Source organism: Paractinoplanes rishiriensis, from assembly GCF_016862375.1.
GTDB lineage: Bacteria > Actinomycetota > Actinomycetes > Mycobacteriales > Micromonosporaceae > Actinoplanes > Actinoplanes rishiriensis.
This window is the reverse complement of the sequence record NZ_BOMV01000001.1, coordinates 164,926-179,392: the sequence shown is the minus strand read 5'-3', so window position 1 is coordinate 179,392 and position 14,467 is coordinate 164,926. Positions and strand designations below refer to the sequence as shown.

15 protein-coding genes and 2 pseudogenes are annotated in these 14,467 nt (G+C 70.0%); 15 read left to right on the top strand and 2 right to left on the bottom strand.

Annotation, left to right across the window (positions count from 1 at the left end; all coding sequences use genetic code 11):
• The first annotated feature begins 5 nt into the window (after nt 1-5).
• From pgsA to Ari01nite_RS00850, 4 genes are read left to right on the top strand one after another with little or no spacing between them, the layout of a single operon-like run.
• Nucleotides 6-638, top strand: coding sequence for a phosphatidylinositol phosphate synthase (gene pgsA / locus Ari01nite_RS00865; protein WP_203778454.1), 633 nt, complete (start codon nt 6-8; stop codon nt 636-638).
• Nucleotides 635-1,498 carry a phosphatidylinositol mannoside acyltransferase gene (locus Ari01nite_RS00860; RefSeq protein ID WP_203778453.1) on the top strand — a complete coding sequence of 288 codons (864 nt, stop codon included), beginning with the start codon at nt 635-637 and terminating at the stop codon, nt 1,496-1,498. Before pgsA ends, Ari01nite_RS00860 begins: the two co-directional genes overlap by 4 nt.
• A 10-nt stretch (nt 1,499-1,508) precedes the next feature.
• A complete protein-coding gene (locus Ari01nite_RS00855; protein WP_203778452.1) occupies nt 1,509-2,663 on the top strand; it encodes a glycosyltransferase family 4 protein in 1,155 nt (384 codons plus the stop codon).
• A 25-nt stretch (nt 2,664-2,688) separates the two neighbouring features.
• Complete coding sequence (locus tag Ari01nite_RS00850; protein ID WP_203778451.1) at nt 2,689-3,201, top strand: hypothetical protein; 513 nt, start codon at nt 2,689-2,691, stop codon at nt 3,199-3,201.
• A gap of 1 nt (nt 3,202) precedes the next feature.
• Here Ari01nite_RS00850 and pdxS read toward each other — a convergent pair whose 3' ends face one another.
• Complete coding sequence (gene pdxS / locus Ari01nite_RS00845) at nt 3,203-4,099, bottom strand: pyridoxal 5'-phosphate synthase lyase subunit PdxS (RefSeq protein WP_203778450.1); 897 nt, start codon at nt 4,097-4,099, stop codon at nt 3,203-3,205.
• Nucleotides 4,100-4,284: 185 nt separating this feature from the next.
• On the opposite strand from pdxS, the gene fliQ reads away from it, so the two are divergent.
• From fliQ to Ari01nite_RS00825, 4 genes are all read left to right on the top strand, one after another.
• A complete protein-coding gene (gene fliQ / locus Ari01nite_RS00840; protein WP_203778449.1) occupies nt 4,285-4,554 on the top strand; it encodes a flagellar biosynthesis protein FliQ in 270 nt (89 codons plus the stop codon).
• Between the two features lie 336 nt (nt 4,555-4,890).
• On the top strand, nt 4,891-5,496 hold the full coding sequence (gene pdxT / locus Ari01nite_RS00835; RefSeq protein ID WP_203778448.1) for a pyridoxal 5'-phosphate synthase glutaminase subunit PdxT: 606 nt from the start codon (nt 4,891-4,893) through the stop codon (nt 5,494-5,496).
• A gap of 17 nt (nt 5,497-5,513) precedes the next feature.
• Nucleotides 5,514-6,266: a YebC/PmpR family DNA-binding transcriptional regulator gene (locus Ari01nite_RS00830; RefSeq protein WP_203778447.1), complete on the top strand. Its 753-nt coding sequence runs from the start codon at nt 5,514-5,516 to the stop codon at nt 6,264-6,266.
• 40 nt (nt 6,267-6,306) lie between these two features.
• Complete coding sequence (locus Ari01nite_RS00825) at nt 6,307-6,852, top strand: Uma2 family endonuclease (RefSeq protein ID WP_203778446.1); 546 nt, start codon at nt 6,307-6,309, stop codon at nt 6,850-6,852.
• Here Ari01nite_RS00825 and Ari01nite_RS00820 read toward each other — a convergent pair.
• Nucleotides 6,846-7,376 carry a hypothetical protein gene (locus tag Ari01nite_RS00820; protein WP_203778445.1) on the bottom strand — a complete coding sequence of 177 codons (531 nt, stop codon included), beginning with the start codon at nt 7,374-7,376 and terminating at the stop codon, nt 6,846-6,848. The two genes, Ari01nite_RS00825 and Ari01nite_RS00820, sit on opposite strands and share 7 nt — an antisense overlap.
• Before the next feature lie 102 nt (nt 7,377-7,478).
• Between Ari01nite_RS00820 and ruvC the strand changes: the two genes are divergently transcribed.
• The 7 genes and pseudogenes from ruvC (at nt 7,479) to secF (ending at nt 14,432) form a co-directional block, all read left to right on the top strand.
• A complete protein-coding gene (gene ruvC / locus Ari01nite_RS00815; protein ID WP_203778444.1) occupies nt 7,479-8,015 on the top strand; it encodes a crossover junction endodeoxyribonuclease RuvC in 537 nt (178 codons plus the stop codon).
• Nucleotides 8,012-8,614, top strand: coding sequence for a Holliday junction branch migration protein RuvA (ruvA, locus tag Ari01nite_RS00810; protein ID WP_203778443.1), 603 nt, complete (start codon nt 8,012-8,014; stop codon nt 8,612-8,614). The genes ruvC and ruvA overlap by 4 nt, the downstream gene beginning before the upstream one ends.
• Nucleotides 8,611-9,627, top strand: a pseudogene (locus tag Ari01nite_RS51640) (LAGLIDADG family homing endonuclease); the annotation flags it as partial. The gene ruvA and the pseudogene Ari01nite_RS51640, both read left to right, overlap by 4 nt.
• 153 nt (nt 9,628-9,780) lie before the next feature.
• Nucleotides 9,781-10,656, top strand: a pseudogene (gene ruvB, locus Ari01nite_RS49530) (Holliday junction branch migration DNA helicase RuvB); the annotation flags it as partial.
• A 140-nt stretch (nt 10,657-10,796) separates the two neighbouring features.
• Complete coding sequence (yajC, locus tag Ari01nite_RS00795; RefSeq protein WP_203778442.1) at nt 10,797-11,183, top strand: preprotein translocase subunit YajC; 387 nt, start codon at nt 10,797-10,799, stop codon at nt 11,181-11,183.
• 152 nt (nt 11,184-11,335) lie between these two features.
• Nucleotides 11,336-13,216 carry a protein translocase subunit SecD gene (secD, locus tag Ari01nite_RS00790; RefSeq protein WP_203778675.1) on the top strand — a complete coding sequence of 627 codons (1,881 nt, stop codon included), beginning with the start codon at nt 11,336-11,338 and terminating at the stop codon, nt 13,214-13,216.
• 1 nt (nt 13,217) lies between these two features.
• A complete protein-coding gene (secF, locus tag Ari01nite_RS00785) occupies nt 13,218-14,432 on the top strand; it encodes a protein translocase subunit SecF (RefSeq protein WP_203778441.1) in 1,215 nt (404 codons plus the stop codon).
• Nucleotides 14,433-14,467: the final 35 nt, after the last annotated feature.

Below are 14,467 nucleotides of genomic sequence, written 5' to 3'. Positions count from 1 at the left end.
CGGCCATGGCAAAGATCGTCCAAGTACCCGCCCGTGCCATCGTTTCGCACGGGGTCATCCCGACCGCCCACTTCCTGCTGCGCCTCGGTGTCACGCCGAACGCGGTGACCATCGCCGGCACGGTCGGCGTGCTGTGCGGGGCCTACCTCGGCGCCATCGGAGAGCTGTTCTGGGGCACCGTGGTGGTCACCGCGTGCGCGCTCACCGACGCGCTGGACGGCACGATGGCCCGCATCCGCGGCGGCACCGGCAAATTCGGCGCGCTGCTCGACTCGTCGATGGACCGCCTCGCCGACGGCGCCGTCTTCGGCGCGGTCGTCTACTACATGGCCGGCCAGGACAATCCGTACGGCGGCATGATCGCCGCGCTGATCAGCCTGGTCGCCGGTCAGGTCGTCTCGTATGTGAAGGCGCGCGCCCAGAGCCTCGGGCTGGACGCCGACGTCGGCATCGCCGAGCGCCTGGAACGCCTGCTCATCTTGGGCGTCGGCGGTCTGCTCGGCGCCGCCGGGCTGGACTGGGGGCTGCCCGCCGCGCTCTGGGTGCTGGCCGTGCTGTCCCTGGTCACGGTGTTCCAACGGCTGATCCACGCGGCCCGCTCGGACATCCCGGCCACCGAACCCGGACCGGCGGAATGAAGGACCGGCTGACCGAGTTCGGCTTCGCAGCCGGGTGGCGGCTGGTCCGTGCGCTGCCGCTGCCGGCCGCGCGCGCCCTGTTCAATTTCGCGGCCGATCGCGCGTACCGCCAAAACGGACCCGGCACCCAACGCCTGCGTAAGAATCTCACCCAGGTGGATCCCCAGCTTTCCGAGGATCTGGTACGCGACGCGCTGCGCTCCTACGCGCGCTACTGGATGGAAGCGTTCCGGCTGCCGTCGCAGACGAAAGAACAGTTCCTCGCCGGGTTCGGGATGTCGGCCGAGCACTACGACTGGCTCAAGACCGGCATGGCCGAGGGCCGGGGCGTGATCCTGGCGTTGCCGCACATGGGCAACTGGGACGCGGCGGCGGCCTGGGTGGTCTCCAACGGCTGGCCCATGGTGACGGTGGCCGAGCGGCTCAAGCCCGAGGGCGTGTTCCGGCAGTTCGTCGCGTACCGGGAAAAGCTCGGCATGGAGGTCATCCCGCTGACCGGTGGCCAGCGCGCGCCGCTCGACGTGCTGGCCGAACGGCTCGGTCAGGGCTGGGTGGTGGCCCTGCTGGGCGACCGCGACCTGTCCCGCAACGGGGTCGAGGTGGAGTTCTTCGGCGCCCGCACCCGGATGCCGGGCGGTCCGGCGATCCTGGCGCTGCGCACCGGCGCGCCGCTGATCGCCGCCGACCTGTCGTTTACCGAGACCCAGACGTACGCGGTGCTGCGCCGGATCACGCCGCCCACCGAGGGCCCGCTGGACGAGCGGGTCAAGGCCACCACCCAGCTTCTCGCTGATGCGTACGCGGCCGGAATCGCCGAGCATCCGCAGGACTGGCACATGCTCCAGAAGCTGTGGCTGTAGGGGGACGGGCGTGCGGATCGGGATCGTCTCGCCGTACTCGTTCGACGTGCCCGGCGGCGTGCAGAACCACATCATGGACCTGTCCGAGGCGCTGATCGGGCTGGGCCACCAGGTCAGCGTGCTCGCACCGGCGGACGAGGACGCCGACCTGCCGCCGTACGTGGTGCCGGCCGGGCGGGCGCTGCCGTTCCCGTACAACGGCTCGGTGGCCCGGATCGCGTTCGGCCCGGTCTCCACCGCCCGGGTCCGGCGCTGGCTGGCCCGGGGCCGCTTCGACGTGCTGCACGTGCACGAACCGCTGGCGCTGAGCCTGTCGATGCTGGCGGTGCTGTCCGCCCGCGGCCCGGTGGTCGCCACCTTCCACACCGCGATGACCCGCTCCCGGGCGCTGTCCGCGGCCCAGGGCCTGCTGCAACTGGTCATCGAAAAGATCACCGCCCGGATCGCGGTCAGCGAACTGGCCCGCAAGGTGCAGGTCGAGCATCTGGGCGGGGGAGCGGTGGAGATCCCGAACGGGGTGGCGGTGGCCAAGTTCGCGGCGGCCGAACCCCTCGACGGCTGGCCCGGCGACGGCGGCACGATCGGCTTCCTGGGCCGGTTCACCGAGCCGCGCAAGGGCTTCGACATCCTGCGCGCCGCGTTCGTCGACCTGGCCCGGCTGCGCCCCGGCCTGCGCCTGCTGGTGGCCGGCCCGGGCGACCGCGACAACCTGTACGACGAGATCCCGCGCGACCTGCGCGACCGGGTGACGTTCCTGGGCCTGGTCTCCGAGGCGGACAAAGCGCGCATGCTGCGCAGCGTGGACGTCTACGTGGCACCGAACACCGGCGGCGAGAGCTTCGGCATGATCCTCACCGAGGCGATGGCGGCCGGCACCGCGATCGCGGCCAGCGACCTGGACGCGTTCCGCCGGGTGCTGGACGGCGGCCGGGCCGGAGCGCTTTTCCCGACCGGCGACGCATCCGCGTTGTGCCTGCTCCTGGGCCAGTTGCTGGACGACCCGGCGAGGCGGCAGTCACTCTCCGCAGCGGCCCGCACCGCGGTGGCGGCCTTCGACTGGCCCAGCGTGGCGCTGCGGGTGCTGGAGGTGTACGCGACCGCCATCGAGGCGACCGACGGCCGCGTGATCGACGAAGAGTGGGCGGAACCACGGTCGGGCGCGTGACTCTCCGACACCAGCGGGCACTACGATGCCCCGCATGTGGTGGGTACTGGGGGCGGTCGCGGTGGTCGCGTTGCTCTCGGCCTACCTGGGCTGGACGGCGCACCGGGTGGAGCGGGTGCACGTACGCGCTCAGGCTGCCGAGCGTGCCCTCGACGCCCACCTGATGCGCCGCGCGGCGGCCGCCGCCGTGGTGGCCGAGCACCACGAAAACGTCGAGTTGTACGCGGCGGCGCGGCTGGCCCTCGACGCCGACCCCGACGAGCGCGAGACGGCGGAGAACGACCTCACCCGCCAGCTGCAGGCCGTGCCGCTGACCGGCGCCGACCCGGACACCAAGGCCCTGCTCGGCACCAGCCGGCGGGCGGTGGTGGCCCGTCAGGTGCACACCGACCAGGTGCGCGACGCGCTCACCGCTCGCCGGCGGCCGCTGGTGCGGGCGCTCGGGATGGCCCGGCGCTACCCCCGCCCGCAGTATTTCGACATCGAGGACCCAGCGCTGCCGGAGCCGGTCGCGGCCGTGCCTCTTGAATCGGTCTGAATCACCAGCCGCGTTCCGCCAAGCGGTGCGGCACCGGGATGTCGTCGACGTTGATGCCCACCATGGCCTCGCCGAGGCCGCGGGACACCTTGGCCAGCACGTCCGGGTCGTCGTGGAAGGTGGTCGCCTTCACGATCGCGGCGGCCCGCTGCTGCGGGTTGCCCGACTTGAAGATGCCGGACCCGACAAAGACGCCCTCGGCGCCCAGTTGCATCATCATGGCCGCGTCGGCCGGCGTCGCGATGCCGCCCGCGGTGAACAGCACGACCGGCAGCTTGCCCGCCTCGGCGACCTCCTTGACCAGTTCGTAGGGCGCCTGGAGCTCCTTGGCGGCGACGAAAAGCTCGTCCTCGGGCAGGGTCTGCAGCCGGCGGATCTCGCCCCGGATCTTGCGCATGTGGGTGGTCGCGTTGGAGACGTCGCCGGTGCCCGCCTCGCCCTTGGAACGGATCATCGCGGCGCCCTCGGTGATCCGCCGCAGCGCCTCGCCCAGGTTGGTGGCGCCGCACACGAACGGCACGGTGAACTGCCACTTGTCGATGTGGTTGGCGTAGTCGGCCGGGGTCAGCACCTCGGACTCGTCGACGTAGTCCACGCCCAGCGCCTGCAGCACCTGGGCCTCGACGAAGTGCCCGATCCGCGCCTTGGCCATCACGGGGATGGACACGGCACTGATGATCCCGTCGATCATGTCGGGATCCGACATACGCGACACGCCGCCCTGGGCGCGGATGTCGGCGGGCACGCGCTCCAGCGCCATGACCGCCACGGCTCCCGCGTCCTCCGCGATCTTCGCCTGCTCCGCGGTGACGACGTCCATGATCACGCCGCCCTTGAGCATCTCCGCCATACCGCGCTTGACCCGCGCGGTCCCGACTGCGGGCTGGTTCTCAGACATGGTGAATCGGCTCCTCGCACAGGAATTCGGTAACCCGAATCGTACTCATCAGGGGTGCCCCGTCCGATGGCCAATCCACCCCCCGGTGGCCTGCACTTGAGGGTTTCCGGCGCCCGAACCGAACCGCAACCGTCGGGCACCGTTGCTGCACTCCACGAGCCCGCGCAGCGCCCGAATGGACTGGCATGACCGACACGATGATTGTTGAGCTGGGCCTGCAGGCAATGACCATCGCCGCCAAGATGTCCGCGCCGATCCTGCTGACCGCCCTCGCGGTGGGCTTCGCGATCTCGCTGTTCCAATCGGTCACCCAGATCCAGGAGGCGACCCTCTCGTTCGTCCCGAAGGCCGCCGCCTGCGGCGCCGCCCTGCTGTTCTCGGGCAACTGGATGCTGCACGAGATGATCACCTACACCCAGCAGCTGTTCGAGCGCATCCCCCAGCTGCTCGGCTGAGGTTCGATCACTTGCGGAAAGGCCGGCCCCGGTGGGCCGGCCTTTCGCAGTTTCCGGGGTCGGCCGCATTGGTCCGACGCCGGTTGCGACGGCGGGAGTGCCAATTGCCCGTGTTGTCGCGCATGATGGCCTCTACGCCGTATGGGCGGTCGGAGGGTTCCTGGATGAAGGTCACCCCGGCCCGCGCTCAGGTCGGCGTACGTTTTGCGGCAATCGTCGACGCGGAGGCCCAGGCCGCCCACCAGGATGTCCAGCGTGATCGGCCCGGGGTGTGGCGGTCCAGGTGGTCGCGCACCCGGCGCAGGGCGAACACCGCCGAAGCCTAAGCTCTGACGAGTGAACATCGGAGTGCTGGCCCTGCAGGGCGACGTCCGGGAACACCTGTCCGCGCTGGCCGAGAGCGACGTGCTGGCCCGGCCGGTGCGCCGGCCCGAGGAACTCGCCGGCGTCGACGCGCTGGTCATCCCGGGCGGCGAGTCGACGGCCATCAGCAACCTGGCGGTCTCGTTCGGCCTGCTCGACCCGATCCGCAAGCGGATCGCCGACGGCATGCCGGTGTACGGGTCGTGCGCCGGCATGATCATGCTGGCGGCGACGGTGCTGGACGGCCGTCCCGACCAGGAGTCGTTCCACGGGATCGACATGACGGTGCGGCGCAACGCGTTCGGCCGGCAGGTCGACTCGTTCGAGGCCGCGGTGCCGATCGACGAGATCGCGGGCGGCGATTTCCGCGCCGTCTTCATCCGGGCGCCGTGGGTCGAGGAAGTGGGCGGCGACGTGCGGGTGTTGGGCCGCGTCAAGGACGGGCCGGCCGCCGGTAGGATTGTCGCTGTTCGGCAGGGGAACCTGCTCGCCACGGCATTCCACCCGGAGCTCACCGGCGACCTGCGCGTCCACCGGTACTTCGTCGAGATGGTCCGCCAGGCCGCTGACGCACGGTAGAGACACGGAGGTTCCGCATGTCCGGCCACTCAAAGTGGGCGACGACCAAGCACAAGAAGGCGGTCATCGACGCCAAGCGCGGCAAGATGTTCGCCAAGCTGATCAAGAACGTCGAGGTCGCTGCGCGCACCGGCGGTGGAGATCCGGCGGGCAACCCCACGCTTTTCGACGCCATCCAGAAGGCGAAGAAGAGCTCGGTCCCCAACGACAACATCGACCGGGCGGTCAAGCGCGGATCCGGCCTGGAGGCCGGCGGCGCCGACTGGCAGACCATCATGTACGAGGGCTACGGGCCCAACGGTGTGGCCATCCTGATCGAGTGCCTCACCGACAACCGCAACCGCGCCGCCACCGAGGTGCGCACCGCGCTGACCCGCAACGGCGGCACGTTCGCCGACGCCGGCAGCGTGTCGTACCTGTTCAACCGCAAGGGCGTGGTGATCGTGCCGAAGGCGGGCCTGAGCGAGGACGACCTGATGCTCGCCGTCCTCGACGCCGGTGCCGAGGAGATCAACGACCTGGGCGACTCGTTCGAGGTGGTCAGCGAGCCGACCGACCTGGTGCCGGTCCGCACGTCCCTGCAGGAGGCCGGCATCGAGTACGACTCGGCCGAGTCGTCGCTGGTGCCGACCATGACGGTCCCGGTCGACGAGGACGCGGCCCGCAAGGTGTTCAAGCTGATCGACGTCCTCGAGGACTGCGACGACGTCCAGAACATCTACGCCAACTTCGATGTCAGCGACGAGGTCATGGCCGCCATTGACGCGTGACAACATGCTCAGCGGCTAGTGGGGTGAGGAGGTGCTTGCGATGACCGGCTTCAATCTGCCACCAGTCGGAGACCTCGATGTTGATGACCTCCTCACCCTGCCCGAGGGCTACCGATACGAACTGCGCGAGGGAAACCTCGTCATCATGACGCCGGCCACGTTCTGGCACAGAGTGATCTCGCGGCGTCTGTTGTTCATGCTGCACGCTGCCGGTCTCGATGCGTTCCAGGACCCGGGCGTGCTGGGGGATCGGCCGCGGGACTGCCGGCTTCCCGACGTCGGTGTCGTCACGAGCCTGCCGCCCGGCAAGATTTCATACTCGAACTTGCCGGGCGCGGCCCACGCCCTCGTCGCCGAAGTTGTTTCGCCGAACTCGCTGAACGGCGAGTACACCGACAAGATGGACTGGTACGCCCGGCGCGGCATTCCGCAGTACTGGATCGCGGATCAGACGCCTGACCGCTCTGACGATGACGCGCTGGTCATCATGCACCGGCTGGAGTTGTTCGGCGGCGAGCCCAGGTATCAGTGCGAACGCACTCTGCTGCTGTCCGAGCTCGAGGCCGAATACCGCGCCGCTCAGTAATCCGAGAGCAGGGTCATGTACTGGATCATGCCGCCGATCAGGAAGATGCCCAGGGCCACCAGCCGGCCCACCCGGTGCCACTCCTGCTTGCGGTAGGCCTTCACCCAGGCAATACCGGCGTCCGCGTACGGGATCGCCCCGCTGCGCGCCGTACCCGGGAGCAACGCGGCTTTCCGGAATGCCAGGCTTCTCGGCGTACCGCCAAAAAGCGGAACCATCGCATGCTGCCGGACCACATGGATGTCCACGTCGTAGATCTGGTCGTCGCGCCACTGCTTGGTGCGCGCCGCCAGGCGCCGCTGCAGATACTCGCCCAGCGCGTCGCGGCCGGTCAGCCTGCCCCACCAGCGCAGCCGCCGCCAATGGCCGGCCACGTCGGCCAGCACGTCCAGGTACAGCTCGACGCCGTCGGGATCGCCGCCCACCAGCCGGTGGACCTCCTGGCGCAGATAGGCCAGGTGGCTGGTGACGAAAGCGACGAACTCGGGTGGCGGTTCGTCGTCCATCGGCGGAACGAGGTACATGCCTGCCTCCCGACCTCATAGTCGAGGCGTGTCGGTGCCGTGCGCAAGACCGGGGCGTATTAGGGTGTCGAACACACGTACGTGAGGCAGGGGAGGTCCAGGGTGCGCGTGCTCGGCATCGACCCGGGGCTCACCCGCTGCGGGGTCGGGGTCGTCGAGGGCGTGCCCGGGCGGCCGTGCAAGCTGATCGCGTACTACGTCGTCTACACCGAACCCGACGACGACATCGCGCTGCGCCTGCTCCACCTGGACAAATCGCTGGCCGACCTGCTCGCCGAGCACAAGCCGCAGAGCGTCGCCGTCGAGCGCGTGTTCTCCCAGCACAACGTGCGCACCGTGATGGGCACCGCGCAGGCCAGCGGCGTCGCCATCCTGGCCGGCGCGCGGCTCGGGCTGCCCGTGCAGACCTACACCCCCAGCGAGGTCAAAGCGGCCGTGACCGGCTCCGGCACCGCCGGCAAGACCCAGGTGACCAGCATGGTCACCCGCCTGCTCAACCTCGACGCCCCACCCCGCCCGGCCGACGCGGCCGACGCCCTCGCGCTCGCCATCTGCCACATCTGGCGCGGCGGCACCCGCGCCCGCATCGAGGCCGCGGCGCACGCGGCAGCGCGCAACATCCGAGGAGCCCGTCGATGATCGCCAGCGTCCGCGGCGTGGTGGTCGCCGTCGCCCCCGACAGCGCCGTGATCGAGGTCGGCGGCGTGGGCCTCCAGGTCCAGTGCGCGCCCGGCACCCTCGCCGGCCTGCGCACCGGTGCCGAGGCCCGGCTGTACACCAGCATGGTGGTACGCGAGGACTCGCTCACCCTGTACGGCTTCGCCGACGACGACGAGAAGCACCTGTTCGAGCTGCTGCAGACCGCGAGCGGGGTCGGTCCGCGGCTGGCGCAGGCGGTGCTCGCCGTGCACTCCCCGGACGTGGTCCGCCGCGCCATCGTCGGCGGTGACCTGGCCACGCTCACCCGGGTGCCCGGCATCGGCAAGAAGGGCGCCGAGAAACTGGTGGTGGAGCTCCGCGACCGCATCGGCCCGGTGCCGCTGGCCGACGGCGCGCCCGCGGGCGTGCTGAACGGCGCCTGGCAGGAGCAGGTACGCCAGGGCGTACTGGCGCTGGGCTGGTCGGCCGCCCAGGCCGAGCAGGCGGTGGCCGCGGTGGCCGAAACCATCGACGGCGACGTCCCGCCGGTCCCGGTCCTGCTGCGCCAGGCGATCCGCCTGCTGGGCCGCACCCGATGACGGAGCGCGACCTGGTCTCGGACGACGCCGGCGACGACGAGCTGGATGCGGAGGCGAGCGTCCGGCCGCGCCGGCTGGCCGAGTTCATCGCCCAGCACCGCGTGCGCGATCAGCTGGAACTGCTGCTCAAGGGCGCGATGGGCCGCGGCACCCCGCCGGACCACATCCTGCTCTCGGGGCCTCCGGGGCTCGGCAAGCCGGTATCGGTGGACGCGCTGGTGCTGATGGCCGACGGCTCCCGGCGCCGCCTCGGCGACATCGAGGCCGGGGTCGAGGTGATCACCCGGACCGGCGAGCCGGCCGCTGTGCTTGTGGTGCATGAGCAGGGCGAGCTTGATTCGGTACGCATCCGGACCGCGACCGGCCGGGAGGTGGTCGCGGCGCCGGACCACCCGTTCTGGACCACCGAGGGCTGGGTGAAGGCGGGCGACCTCACGCCGCAGGACGTGTTGGCCAACGTGCTGGAGCCGCAGACCGTCGCGCAGAGCACTGAGGAGACTGACGAGTTCCGCCTGGCCGGTTACATGATCGGTGACGGTTGCACGAGCAACCAGGTCACCTTTACCGGGGGCGACCCGGTCGTGCTGGACGACTTCCGGGCGCTTTGCGACAGGCTCCGCTATACCCACAAGACGCGTCCGAACTCCGCTCGGAGCGAACTGATCCGGATCTCCGGGCTCAAACCCTGGTTGCAGGAGACCGGTCTGCTCGGCAAGACCGCCTGGCAGAAGCGGGTTCCCGGGTTCGTGTTCCGGGGGGACGCCTGGCAGGTCAGTGCCTTTCTGGCCGCCTACTTCGCGTGTGACGGCTCCGTGACCCGGCGTGGCCGGGACCGGTATGACGTGCTCATCGAGTACTACAGCGTTTCCCGTGGCCTTCTCGAAGACACCCAGCACCTGCTGCTGCGGCTCGGCATCCAGTCGCGGCTGAAGCTCAAGCGCGGCCGCTACCAGGGCCGCCCGCACGAGTCCTGGCGGTTGTCGATCACCAGCCAGGACGACGCGGCGCGGTTCGTCGAGCGGGTCACGCCGATCGGGGAGCGCGGCGTGCGGCTGCGCGAGTGGGCACCGCGCCGGGATCGCTTCGACGAGCGGCTCGCGCCGGACCGGGTGGTATCGGTCGAACCGGCCGGCCTGCACGAGTGCCGCTGCCTCACCGTCGACGGCGACCACACGTTCACGGTCAATGACCTGGTCGTGCACAACACCACCCTGGCCAACATCGTGGCGGCCGAGCTGGCGACCGGGATCCGGACCACCAGCGGGCCGGTGATCGAGCGTTCCGGCGACCTGGCCGCGATCCTCACCAGCCTCGGGCCCGGTGACGTGCTGTTCATCGACGAGATTCACCGGATCGCCAAGCCGGCCGAGGAGCTGCTCTACAGCGCCATGGAGGACTTCCGGGTCGACGTGGTGGTGGGCAAGGGGCCGGGTGCCACCGCGATCCCGCTCGACGTCGAGCCGTTCACGCTGGTGGGTGCGACCACCCGGGCCGGGCTGCTGTCCGGGCCGATGCGAGACCGGTTCGGGTTCGTCGCGCACCTCGACTTCTACTCACCGGCCGATCTGGACGCCCTGCTGCACCGGTCGGCGCGGATTCTCGGGGTGCCGATCACCGACGCGGGAGCCGCGGAGATCGCCGGGCGGTCGCGCGGCACGCCGCGCATCGCGAACCGGCTGCTGCGGCGGGTCCGGGACTACGCCGAGGTGCGGGCCGACGGGGTGGTCACCGAGGAAAGCGCCCGCGAGGCCCTCAAGGTGTACGACGTGGACGCGCTCGGCCTCGACCGGCTGGACCGGGCCGTGCTGCGGGCGCTGATCGACTCGTTCCGTGGCGGTCCGGTGGGTTTGTCCACACTTGCCGTGGCGGTCGGTGAGCAATCCGACACCGTCGAGGAGGTCTGCGAGCCGTTCCTGGTGCGTGCCGGCCTGTTGGCGCGCACGCCGCGCGGGCGGGTGGCGACCGAGGCGGGCTGGTTGCATCTCGGCAAGACGCCGCCGTCGGGGACGATGCAGGGGGATCTCTTCGCACGAGACGTATGAAATCCCCTCGTAATGTGAACGTGATGTGTGCCGCATTCGGACTTCCCAGGTTGACCGATTAGACTCGCCGCGGTTCAACCGGGTTGTGTATATCGCCCCGACGCGTACCGCGACGTCGGCGGCCTACGGAAGGCTTTCTTGTGGTTCAGGCAGAACCTGCCGCCGGCTCGGCAGGAAACGGGTTCACCACGATCCTGTTCCTGCTCCTGCTCTTCGGCGTCGTCTATTTCCTGATGATCCGCCCGCAGCAGAAGCGGCGTCGTGAGGCTTTGCAGATGCAGTCGGCGCTCGGCCCGGGCGACCGGATCGTCACGATCGGCGGTCTGCACGGCACGGTAGTATCGATCGTCGACGATGTCGCAACCCTGGAGATCTCTCCGGGCGTGACCGTTCAGTTCGCTCGCCAGGCGATCTCCCGCATTCTTCCGCGGGAGGACGCCGCCGCCGAGACGGAGGCCGCCGATGAGGCGGCCCTCGTCGAGGAGCCGGTGGACGACACGATCACCGACACGCGTAAAAAGGACTGACAAATAGTTTCCGGATCGGCCCGCGGCGTGTTGAGCCGACGGGCCGATCCGTCCGGCCGCTGACCGGCCACTCACATCGGACTGACGCTGCCCGCGGGCGGCTGTGACAAACAGGGAGACCGAACGCCGTGGCACGACCACCACAGGGACAGATGCATCCCGGGCGGCAGCTTGCCGTGCTCGGCCTGGTCACCATTGTCCTGTTTCTACTGGCCTTCTTCGCGGCTGACGCCAAGGGCAGCTTCACCCAGCGGCTCGAACCCAAGCTGGGCCTGGACCTGATCGGCGGCACGCAGGCCACCTACATCGCGTCCGTGCAGGGCGGCCAGGTGCCGTCGAAGGAAAGCATGGAGCAGGCCCGCGGGATCATCGAGCAGCGGGTCAACGCGCTCGGTGTCTCCGAGGCCGAGGTGGTGATTCAGGGCGACCGCAACATCGTGGTGTCCCTGGCCGGCGAGGCCGACGACCAGCTCAAGGACCTGGCGCAGGCCGCGCAGATGCGGTTCCGGCTGCTCGTCGGGGTGACCGGCGATGTCGCGCAGACCGCGCTGAACCCGGCTTCCGCGGCGCCCAGTGCCCCGGCGTCGGGCGCGCCCAGCGCCCCGGCGGGTGCGCCCGCCTCGGGTGCTGCCAGCGCGCCGGCCGCCGTGCCCAGCGCCGCGCCGTCGGCCGGCGGCCAGGGCGGTGGCGAGATGGCCAAGGCACCGAGCCCGAGCACCAGCCCGTCGGCCGCGCCGAGCGCCGCACCGAGTGCCCCGGCCGCCGCGCCCGGGCCCGGCGACGAGCAGGTCACCAAGGCGGACGTGCAGAAGAAGATCGGCCCGGCCGCCTGGGCCGCCGCCGAGAAGCTGACCGCGCCGGTGGACCTGTCCGCGGACCCGAAGGCGGGCCTGCCGTTCGCCGGGTTCGGCAAGCTGTCCGGCGCCGAGGTGAGCGTGCTCGGCCCGGAGATGCAGTTCAACGTCCCGACGATCAGCTGCACCCAGCTGGACGCCCGGCCGAACGGCTCGATGGACGACGTCAACTCCCAGCAGACCGCCTGCTACATGGGCGCGAAGATCAAGCTGGACAAGGCGCCGGTGGTCGGTGACGACATCTCCAAGGCCAGCCCGCAGCTCGACCAGCAGTCCGGCCAGTGGGTGGTCTCGCTCGACTTCAAGAGCGAGGGCCAGACCAAGTGGGCCAACCTGACCCGGCAGGCGTTCCAGGCCACCTCGAACGACCCGTGCTACCAGGCGGCCACCGCGCTGTACTCGACCATCGAGCACTGCGCCGTGGCGGTGGTGCTGGACAAGACCGTGATCTCGGCGCCGCAGATCCAGGGCGTGCTGACCAGCACCTCGCAGATCACCGGCCAGTTCAACGCGGGTTCCGCCAAGGAGCTGGCCGACCAGCTCAACTTCGGTGCCATCCCGGTGACGTTCAGCTCCGGCCCGGCGCAGACCGTCTCCGCGACGCTGGGCATCGCGCAGCTGAAGGCCGGTCTGCTGGCCGCCGCGATCGGCATGGCCCTGGTGGCGGTCTACGCGTTCTTCTACTACCGCCTGCTCGGCTCGGTCATCTTCCTGAGCCTGGCGATCTCCGGTCTGATGACCTTCCTGGCCCTGGTCTTCCTCGGCCGGGCGGTGGGCTTCACGCTGACCCTCGCGGGAATCGCCGGATTCATCGTGTCATTGGGTGTGGCCGCGGACTCGTTCGTCATCTACTTCGAAAGATTGAAGGACGAGATCCACGAGGGTCGAAGTCCGCGCAGTGCGGTGCCCCGCGCCTGGGTGCGGGCCCGCCGGACGATCATCTCGGCGAACACGATCACCATCCTGGCCGCGGTCGTACTCTACGTAGTGTCGATCGGCGCGGTGCAGGGCTTCGCGTTCGCGCTGGGCCTGGCCACCGTGCTCGACCTGCTCGTGGTGTTCCTCTTCCGGCACCCGATCATGACGATGTTCGCCAACACCAAGGCGTTCCTGTCACCGCGGGTCAGTGGTCTCGGCCGCGTCCTGCGCACCGCCCAGACCGATGTCAAGGAGGCCTGAGATGGCCAAGGCCGGTCTCGCCACTCGCCTGTACCAGGGCGAAGCGAACATCAACATCGTTGGCCGCCGCAAGGTCTGGTTCCTGCTGGCGGCGCTGATCGTGGTGATCTCCGCGGGCAGCATCGCGATCAAGGGTTTCCACCTGGGTATCGAGTTCTCCGGCGGCACGTCGTTCAGCGTTCCGGCCACGACCAACGGCAAGACGGTGACGCTGGCGCAGTTCGAGGAGGCGGTGAACAGCGCCATCACGTCGGTCGACCCGGGAGCCGAGGTGCTGCCCGTCCAGGAGGTCGGCACCGGCGCCAACAAGGGCTACACGGTCCGCGCCTCGGCGCTCACCGCGCAGCAGGCCGAGCAGGCCAAGGCGCAGATCGTCGAGAGCCTCGGGGTGCCGCCCGAGCAGGTGAGTGACGACCAGGTGTCGCCGGCCTGGGGTGGTCAGGTAACCCGACAGGCCGTGATCGGTCTGATCGTCTTCCTGATCCTCGTGATGGCCTATCTGGTGGTCCGGTTCGAGTGGCGGATGGCGGCGGCGGCCGTCTGTTCGCTGATGCTCGACCTGATTCTGACGGCGGGCGTGTACTCGCTGATCGGATTCGAGGTGACGCCGTCCACCGTGATCGGCTTCCTGACAATTCTCGGTTATGCGCTCTATGACGTCGTGGTGGTGTTCGACAAGGTGCAGGAGAACACCCGCGGCATCACCGCGGGCAGTAGCCGCACCTATGCCGAGGCCACCAACCTGGCGGTCAACCAGACCCTGATGCGGTCGATCAACACCGGCCTGGTGGCGCTGCTGCCGGTCGGCGGCCTGCTCTTCATCGGTGCCGGCCTGCTCGGTGCCGGCACGCTGAAGGACCTCGGCCTGGTGCTGTTCGTCGGCATGGGCTTCGGCGTGGTGTCCTCGATCCTGTTCGCGGCGCCGGTGCTGTCCGCGTTCAAGGACCGGGAGCCCAAGATCAAGGCGCACACCGCCCGGGTCCTGGCCCGCCGGGCCGCGGCCAAGTCGGGCGACGTGGCGCCGACCGCGCGGCAGAAGCGCGAAGCGAACATGACCGCGTCCGACGAGGCGCCGGCGCTGGCGTCGTCCTCCTCGGGTGCCGGCTCGCCGGCGCCGCGGCCGGGCACCCGGCCGACCGCGAAGCGCAACGCCAACCGGGGCGGTCGTCCCGGTGGGGCCGGCAACCGGCCCAGCGGCGGCAATAAGCGCCGCTGACCTCTGCGACACCGAACGGCCCGCCGGTTCCGGCG